Origin of the sequence: Teichococcus aestuarii, assembly GCF_042651065.1 — a bacterium.
GTDB classification, from domain to species: Bacteria; Pseudomonadota; Alphaproteobacteria; order Acetobacterales; family Acetobacteraceae; genus Pseudoroseomonas; species Pseudoroseomonas aestuarii.
Genome location: NZ_JBHSCH010000119.1, coordinates 1 through 6,466, shown reverse-complemented (window position 1 = coordinate 6,466; position 6,466 = coordinate 1). Strand labels below are relative to the sequence as shown.

The following is a 6,466-nucleotide window of genomic DNA, read 5'->3' as shown; positions in this document are numbered from 1 at the left end:
CCAAAGCCGTCGCAGCCCTGGCCAAGGCATGGGCGCGCAAGCCACCCGTCAAGCGCAAACCTGCAGTTTGACCCGCGGCCCTCGCCGGATGAATACAGCGCCGCCGCAATCCGGCCACGCCACTGGCCGCGCTGGAGCACATCGCCTGGGCCGCGCGGGTGAAGCTCGGCCTGGTGGCAGGCGACGCGCCGGATGGGCAAGCGCCTCTCCCTGCCCTGCTGGCAATCTACCGCGCGGACCTGTCCGGTTACGATGCTGCCGCGCGGGTGCTGGCCACGGCCTGGCAGGATCAGGCGGAGCCGCTGCTGGAGGCAGCCGGGCTACTGGCGGATGAGCCGGGGCCGCAGCCCCAGCCCCAGCCGGAGCCGGAGGAGGGCGATGCCGACCTCGAGGCTCTGCGGCGCGAGCTGGAGACGACGCGTGAGCAGCTGGTGCAGGCCGAACAGGCCAACGCCACTCTGCTGGCGCGCATCCGGGCCGGGCTGGTGGCGCTGAGCGCCGGGGAGTAACAAGCCGGGCATGGCCATGCCCACCGTCATTCCCGAGCGATTCCGCGTCGTCAGCCGCCCGGAAACCCCGAACGGCTGGACCGCATGCGAACACCGCGGCGCCACGATCCGGTGCTGCGGTGTGCACAACGTGCTGCTAATGCCGGACCACTCCTATCATGGCGCCAGCTTCGGCCAGGCCTCGTTCGTCGAGACCCTCATAGACCTGTGGCTCGACGAGCGGCGACTGCCGCAGGGGTATAGAGCAGGCACCAGCAGGCTCGCGCCAGACTGATAACCTTTGATTTGCTGGTCCTGATTGGGTGCCAGCGCCTCCTGCCATCTTTGAGGAAGCGCGTCGCAGGCCAGTCTTTTGCTAGACTGGAATGACACTTCAGCAGATGCGTGACCTCATAGAAACGCTGTTTGACAACGCGCAAGCTATCGCGCTTCGCGCCGTGGTCCGCCAACATCCAGCACCTCGTGGCCGAGGCAGAACGCCTCGCCGCAATAACTGAGAGCTGCCACTTGCGAGCGGAGCTGAAGAGGATGAAAAAGGCTTCACGGCATGTCCCGGCCTCTTCAGATCCGCCCCGGTGCTACTCGTGCCGGATCAGGTCCTTGATGCGGTTGGCCAGGGCTTCCAGCGCGAAGGGCTTGGTCATGACGTGCATCCCTGGCTCCAGCTGCCCGTTCCCGATCACGGCGTTCTCGGCGTAGCCTGTAATGAACAGGACCTTCAGTTCGGGTCGGATGACGCGGGCCGCATCAGCCAGCTGGCGCCCGTTCATGCCGCCCGGCAGGCCGACGTCGGTGACCAGCAGGTCGATCCGGGCATCGGAGCGTAGGATGCTCAGGCCCGAGGCGCCATCTGCCGCCTCGACCGCTGCGTAGCCGAGATCCTCCAGCACCTCCAAGACCAGCAGGCGGATCGTCGGCTCGTCATCGACCACCAGAACGGTCTGTCCCACTTCCGCTCTAGGCGCCTGGCTGAGGTTCGGCAGGTTCTCCGCCGCTTCCGCCTCGCCAATGTGCCGCGGCAGGTAGAGGCGCACCGTCGTGCCCAGGCCGACCTCCGAGTAGATCTGCGCCTGACCGCCGGACTGCCTGGCAAAGCCGTAGATCATGGAAAGCCCCAGGCCCGTACCTTCCCCCAGCGGCTTGGTGGTGAAGAACGGATCAAAGGCGCGCGCGACCACCTCGGGCGGCATGCCGGTGCCGGTGTCGGTGACGCTGATCGTGACGTACTGGCCGTGCTCCATCTCCCGCGCTCTGGCGACGCGGGGGTCAAGCCACATATTCGCCGTCTCGATCGTCAGCCGTCCGCCATCCGGCATTGCGTCGCGCGCGTTGATGCTGAGGTTCAGCAACGCGTTCTCCAGCTGGTTGGGATCAACCAGCGTCGCCCATAGCCCGCCGGCCGCGACAACCTCCAGCGCGATGGACGGCCCCATGGTGCGCCGGATCAGCTCCTCCATTCCCGATACCAGCCGGTTCACGTCGGTGGGCTTTGGATCCAAGGTCTGCCGGCGGGAGAAGGCCAGTAGCCGGTGCGTCAGCGACGACGCGCGCTTGGCCGCGCCCATGGCTGCCAGGACGTAGCGGTCCAGGTCTCTGATGCGCCCCTGCTCCACGCGCATGCCCAGCAGCTCAATAGAGCCCACGATGCCGGTCAGCAGGTTATTGAAGTCGTGTGCCAGGCCGCCCGTCAACTGGCCCACGGCCTCCATCTTCTGTGCCTGGCGCAGCTGCTCCTCGGCGTGCTGCAGCTCCGCCGTGCGCTCGGCGACGCGCTGCTCCAGGGTGTCGGTGAGCGCGCGGAGTTCCGTGGTAACCCGGTCACGCTCCGCCTCCACAGCACGCCGCTCCTGCACGTCGAGCAGCACGCCCGGGAAGCTCAGCGGCGTACCGTCCGGCGCGTGTTCGACACGGCCATTGGCCTCGATCCAGTAGTACTTTCCGTCGGCACGGCGCACCCGGTACTGGTGGGCGTAGGCACCGCCGCGGGCGACCGCCTCCTTGATGGCGGTGGCCAGCCCCGGCTTGTCGTCGGGATGGACGTTTGCCACCACCTGTTCCAGCGGGAGGCCCTCGCGGCCGAGCGCGGAGTCGAGGCCGAAGGCGTGGGCGAAGCCCTCATCCACCGTAAAGCGGTCGGTGGGCAGGTGCCAATGCCAGGTGCCGAGGATCGCGCCGGCCGCGTGCGCCAGCTGCACGCGCTCGATGTTCTCGCGCGCCAGCGCCTCGCTGGTGCGCAGGCGCTCTTCCGCGGCACGCCGCTCGGTGACATCGTCGAAGATGATCGCGATCTGCCGGTCAGCGGGATCGCCGACCGGGACGGCGCGCACGTCGAACCAGCGCTTGAAGGCTTCCGCGTAACTCTCGAAGCTCAAGGGCTCGCGGGTCTTCGCGACATGCCCGTAGGTCTCGAACCAGAACCGCTCCAGATCCGGCGCGTACTCCGTGACCCACTTGCCGCGAAGATCCACGCCCGCCTGTCGTTCGAAGGCGTCGTTGGCCTCGACGAAGCGGTAGTCCACCGGCTTGTCGTCCGCGTCGAACTTGACCTCGACGATGGCGAACGCCGCCTCCACCGTCTCCAGGATGGTCCGGAATCGCTCCTCGCTGGCGCGCAGGGCGGCTTCCGCGTTCCGGATCCGGGTCAGGTCGAGCATGGCGCCGATCATGCGCACCGCGCGTCCGTGGCGGTCGCGGATGATGTGGCCGCGGTCGAGCACGATGGCGTAGCTGCCATCTGCCCGCTGGAAACGGTACTCGTCCGACCAGTCACTCCCGGTGCCGTTGATCACCGCGTGGATGCTCTGGTCAATCCTGACACGATCCTCGGGGTGGATGGTGTCGATCCACCAGTCGCCGGTCGGCAGTACCTGCTCCGGCGTCCAGCCATAAGCTTCCTGCAGCGCCGCGTTCCACAGCACCTGGTTTGCTTTGAAATCCCAGTCCCAGATCGCGTCCCGGGTGGCGCGCTGGGACAGCCGGAACCGCTCGTTGACAGCCTCCAGCGCCTCGCCCGCCAGATGCTGCTCCGTGCGGTCGCGCAGGATCTTTAGATAGCCGATATGATGGCCCTGCTCGTCGCGCAGCGCCATCATCTCGCCCGAAGCCCAGAAGCGGGAGCCGCCCTTGCGCTGGTGCCAGCGCTCGTCGAGGGCCCGGTCCTGCCGTGCCGCCCGGCGCATCTCGACGTCGGGCTGGCGGAAGGCCCGGTCCTCGGGGGTGAAGAACAGGTCGGCCGGCTGGCCGAGCATCTCGCTCTCCGTCCAGCCCAGGATGCGCGTTGCCCCGGTGTTCCAGCCGGTGATGCGGCCTGCCAAGTCGGTGGAGACGATGGCGAAATCGACCGCGCTATTGAGCGTCTGACGGTGGAGCGCGGCGGCGCGGTCCCGCTCGGCGGCCAGCGCGTCCCGCTCCGCCAGGGTCCTGCGCAGGGCGATCTGACTGCTGGCCTGGGCGGCGAGCGCCTTCAGGATCAGGCGCTGCTTCTCGCTGAGGCCGGCCTCATGCGGAACGGTGTCGATGACGCAGAGGGCACCGACCGGCAGCCCCTCCGAGAGGAGCGGCATCCCGGCGTAGAAGCGGATGCCTGGGGTTCCGGTGACCAGCGGGTTGTGGGCGAAGCGGGCATCCCGGGTGGCATCTGGCACCACCAGCCCGTCCGGCTCCAGCAGGGTGTAGGGGCAGAAGGCGATGTTGCGCGGCATGTCGCGCGTGCCGAGGCCAATCTCAGCCTTGCCCCACTGCCGGTCCTCCGCGATCAGATGGATGGCCGCCATGGGCGCGCCGATCAGCTCGGCTGCGAGGCGCACCAAATCGTCGTAGGCCTGCTCGGGCGGTGTATCGAGGAGGCCGGTCCGCTGGAGGGCAGCCAGCCGCTCCTCTTCCGTCCAGGCCGGTTCACCGTTCTGCCGGGTCATGACGTCAGCGTTTCCGGGTCGTTGAAGCGCGCAACACGCCTTCGGACTGCAGGTACCGTGGCGGGTCTTCCCGGGTCAGCAGGCGCAGGCCGGCGCGCACTACCTCGCTGGTGGTCTGGTAGCGGCCAGAGGCGACCTGCTCGTCGATGTAACGGCGCAGCTCGGGCGTGAGGGAGATGGTGACAGCTTCGGCGGAAGGCATGGCTACTGAGTAGCCGAATCCCAACTCAGGATGAAGAATTCATACCCTTGCTTTTCGGCAACCTGGCAGCCGCCTCTCCTATCCTTCGTGTGGTGTTAGACAAGGGGCATCTTGAAAGCGTTAGCCCTGGCGCCCCATACGAAATGCCTGTGAGGTGAAGCTTTGCTGTAAGGGTTGAGGCTCGTACTGCTGGGAACCTTCGCAGCATCCTGGGTTTTGCTACAAAACTCGCAGGGATCTCGGCTGCAATGAGCGGTAAAGACTATCAATATATTTGGCAGATCGAGAGAGACGTAGCTCGCCTGGAAGATCTAGCCGAGGCGATCGACAATGGCCCACAAGCAGACATGTTTCGGGTGCTTTTACGCCACCTACGCCATACTTCCATGGAAGCTCATCGCCTTGTAGCCGTGCTTGGTCCTCCCGCAGAGCCCCTACCTCGCTGGCTCCATGATCCTCAAGGCGTAGGAGATGACCCTTCTTCCTCGTGACGATAACCTTGGGCGGATGTACTCTCCGTTGCTGTCTAGTGGCTCCGCCACAATGGAGATCCTCCCAGGGTATTGTGGCCAGGCTGATCCAGCCTCATGATTAGGTCAGCCTTGGGCTGTGTGGTTTCACGGAGAGGATGTTCTGGCTTTCGGTGAAGGCAGCGAACCCTCCCCCAAGATCCTGGTTCGGCTCAGTAGAGGAACACGGGCACTCCCGCCCTTGTCCCGCTGGAGACCGCCATGACCTGTTCAACTGAAGCGCCTCGTATTCCTCGCAACCATCTTCTGGCGGCCCTGCCGCCCGAAATCTACGCAGAGTTGCGGCCCAGGCTGGATGTGGTCGAGCTGTCCCTTCGCCAAGTTGTGCTGGAAGCGAACCAGCTGATCGATCTTGTCTACTTCCCCGAATCTGGCTGGCTTTCCATGCTCGCCTACCTGGACGATGGCGACGTGTCCGAGGTCGCGCTGATCGGGCAAGAAGGCATGGTTGGCCTACCTGTCGTGCTGGGCGGCGACAGCGACATCCTCGAGGCCATGGTACAAGGCTCCGGCACGGCGCTGCGAATGAGCGCCGCGGCGTTGCAGGAGGCGATGGAGCGCTTCCCGATCCTGACCAGCCTCCTGCTCCGCCACGCCCTGGTCCACCAGAGGCAGGTGGCCCGCACTGCAGTCTGCAACGGGCAGCACAGCGATAATCAGCGCTTGGCACGGTGGCTGTTGATGGCCCATGACAGAGCCGGGGGCGACGAGTTCCTGATGAGCGACGACTTCCTGGCGATGATGCTCGGAGTACATCGCGGCAAGGCCATGGCATGCGTCAGCGCGCTCCAGACGGCCGGCCTCATCCACTACGAGGAGGACCAGCTTAGGATCATGCACCGACTCAGCCTCGAGCATACCGCTTGTGAGTGCTACAGCCTCGAACAGCGCGATCAGGACCGGATCCTGGGCCGGTGGGCGGACGCTATCAACAACAACCAGCGCTGATCTCTCTGCCAGGGCAAAGCAGGAAGAACGCTAACTCTTGCACAACGTCGGGGACCAAATGCTGATTGGCATCAGCCATGATCAGTCCCTGTTGCCAGTGTTGGCCTAAAGAGCCAGTAGGGTTCCGCTCTGGGAAAATGCGGTCCGCTCCCCATGTACCTTGCATCGCTCGCTGAGGTTCTCCGGCGCCGGTGGCTGAGAGATACGTGTGCTCCCGCCGCCGCCCTGTCGAAGGAGCCCATCATGACCCTCTCTGCCCAAATCCCCACCACGCCCCGCAACCGCCTGCTCGCCGCCCTGCCGCCGGACAGCCTCGCCCGCCTCTGGCCGAAGCTGGAACGGGTGGAGATGCCGCTCCGCCAG

Annotated in this window: 5 protein-coding genes; 3 read left to right on the top strand and 2 right to left on the bottom strand. The window is 65.9% G+C overall.

All coding sequences use genetic code 11. The annotated features are described in order from the left end of the window. The first annotated feature begins 158 nt into the window (after positions 1-158). Positions 159-509 carry a hypothetical protein gene (locus ACFOY6_RS23500; RefSeq protein ID WP_379652408.1) on the top strand — a complete coding sequence of 117 codons (351 nt, stop codon included), beginning with the start codon at positions 159-161 and terminating at the stop codon, positions 507-509. Positions 510-519: 10 nt separating this feature from the next. Beyond that, positions 520-783, top strand: coding sequence for a hypothetical protein (locus tag ACFOY6_RS23495; RefSeq protein ID WP_379632449.1), 264 nt, complete (start codon positions 520-522; stop codon positions 781-783). Positions 784-1,087: 304 nt separating this feature from the next. Here the strand turns inward: ACFOY6_RS23495 and ACFOY6_RS23490 are convergent, their stop codons facing one another. Both ACFOY6_RS23490 and ACFOY6_RS23485 read right to left on the bottom strand, forming a co-directional pair. Continuing rightward, positions 1,088-4,423, bottom strand: coding sequence for a PAS domain S-box protein (locus ACFOY6_RS23490; RefSeq protein WP_379652407.1), 3,336 nt, complete (start codon positions 4,421-4,423; stop codon positions 1,088-1,090). A 4-nt stretch (positions 4,424-4,427) separates the two neighbouring features. Beyond that, positions 4,428-4,625, bottom strand: coding sequence for a type II toxin-antitoxin system ParD family antitoxin (locus ACFOY6_RS23485; RefSeq protein ID WP_379652406.1), 198 nt, complete (start codon positions 4,623-4,625; stop codon positions 4,428-4,430). Between the two features lie 731 nt (positions 4,626-5,356). Between ACFOY6_RS23485 and ACFOY6_RS23480 the strand changes: the two genes are divergently transcribed. Then, the gene (locus ACFOY6_RS23480; protein ID WP_379632454.1) at positions 5,357-6,103 is read left to right on the top strand and encodes a Crp/Fnr family transcriptional regulator; all 747 of its coding nucleotides are present in this window, start codon (positions 5,357-5,359) and stop codon (positions 6,101-6,103) included. Positions 6,104-6,466: the final 363 nt, after the last annotated feature.